Source organism: Mangrovicoccus sp. HB161399 (assembly GCF_013184745.1).
Taxonomy (GTDB): domain Bacteria; phylum Pseudomonadota; class Alphaproteobacteria; order Rhodobacterales; family Rhodobacteraceae; genus Mangrovicoccus.
This window is the reverse complement of sequence record NZ_JAATVU010000217.1, coordinates 1-1,809: the sequence shown is the minus strand read 5'-3', so window position 1 is coordinate 1,809 and position 1,809 is coordinate 1. Positions and strand designations below refer to the sequence as shown.

1 protein-coding gene is annotated in these 1,809 nt (G+C 66.7%); it reads left to right on the top strand.

What is annotated here, in order from left to right:
* The coding region (locus tag HCC78_RS32405; protein WP_172332799.1) for an Ig-like domain-containing protein at positions 1-1,809 on the top strand (1,809 nt) is incomplete at both ends.

Below are 1,809 nucleotides of genomic sequence, written 5' to 3'. Positions count from 1 at the left end.
CTGTCTTCCCTGGTTCTGTCGCGCGCCGAAAGCGTGCAGCTTGTCCGCCAGATCGGCAGCACCGTCTGGACGGCAGACCGCGGGATCCTCGGTTCGCAGGGCATCTTCGGCAAGACCGCCGGGGCGACCTATGGCGCCACCCGCGAGGACATGGGCGTGGTCTATGCGGCAGGCAACGCCCTCGTCCTGGCCTCCAAGTCACTGCAATACGAGGGTGCGCAGGATTACGTGGAAGGCGAGTTCAACACCTTCCTGCGCGACTTCACCGGCGACGAACGGGTGTTCTACCCCGGCGCCATCGGCACGATCACGCAGCAGGCCGACCAGGGCTCATTCGCGGGCAACAACCTGACGACCGGCGTCGCCCTCAAGGGCACGGGCGAGAACTACATGGTCTCGAACACCGCCTGGGACATCCGCGACTATGACGACACGGCGGCCATGCTGGCCGTGCTCCCGAATGCCGTCGCTGGCGTGAAGGGCTATCCCCGCACCCGGGCGGAAGTCATCGCCATGGCGACCCCGGCAGACCCTAACATCTGGCGGGGCGCGATCGGGGCCATGGACATGACTACCGGCGAGTGGCTGTCCGGCGGACCGGCTCCGGCGGTCTTCAACTCGACCCCGGCCAACGGCGATCTCTACGTCCTGCAGGACACGACGCTCGCCGTGGAATGGGACCGCAAGGTGGCGCTCGTGGGGACGCCGACGCTGACCTACTCGGGCGGGTCGGTAGCGTTCACTACCGATGTCCGCGGCAACACGATCTATGTCACCCCGAACGCCGATCTGGCCTACGAGACCGAATACACGCTGACCTTCCCGGCTGGGTCGGTGGAGGCGAGCTACGGGACAGGCAACGCTGCTGCGTCCATTTCGTTCACCTCGCGCCCCGACGTGTTCTCCTATGCGGACAGCTTGATCAACACGTCGGTCGAGACGTCCGTCTGGGACAGCAAGACGGTCGATGCGGACGGCTACTGGATCAACACCTCGCTCGCTTCCGCCTCGGCTGACAGCAACTCGGGCGAGCATGATCGTCTCACCGCGGGCAACTACACGCTCTGCGTGGACATCCTGGACGCCGATCCGGTGGACTCCGGCTTCGGCATCATCACGGTCTCGTTCAACGACTTCGGCATCTCGAACAACGGCCTGACCTACAACTGCCAGAGCCATGTTCTCTACCCGCACGCCAACTTCGTCGCATCCGGCATCATCCCGCTCACTGGCGGGGGCCTGCGTCTCTGGGGCCATCTCCCGGTCTCCGGCTCCGGCGACAGCCGGGTTCTCGTGACGATCGGGTCCGGGGCCTCTGCGCAGAGCACCGGATACCGCCGTCCGGCGCTGTTCAGCGGCTATGCCTCCGAGGCGGATCTGATCTCGCTCGGCGATGCGGGAACCCCGGTCGAAGCCGCACCGGCCATCGTCTCCACCTACCCGGCGGATGGGCAGACGATCATTCCTGTCGGCGCCGCGATCTCCATCGTCTACGACCAGGCGATCACCCTCGTCGGCACTCCGACCCTGGTGGACGGCAGCAGCAACCCGGTCGCCTTCACGGCAAGCGTCAGCGGGTCCACCCTGACCATCACGCCGGACGCGGACATGGCCTTCGACTCCGCGCACACGGTCACGCTGCCCCTTGGCCTGGTTCAGTCCGCCGGCGGCACGGACAGCGCGGCGGCGAGCTTCACCTTCACCACGACGGTAGACGGCTTCACCTACGCGCAGAGCCTCGTGGCCACCGACCTGTCCGCCGCGGCATGGGGCTCCCAGACCCCGGATGGCGAGGGATGGGTTCCGCTG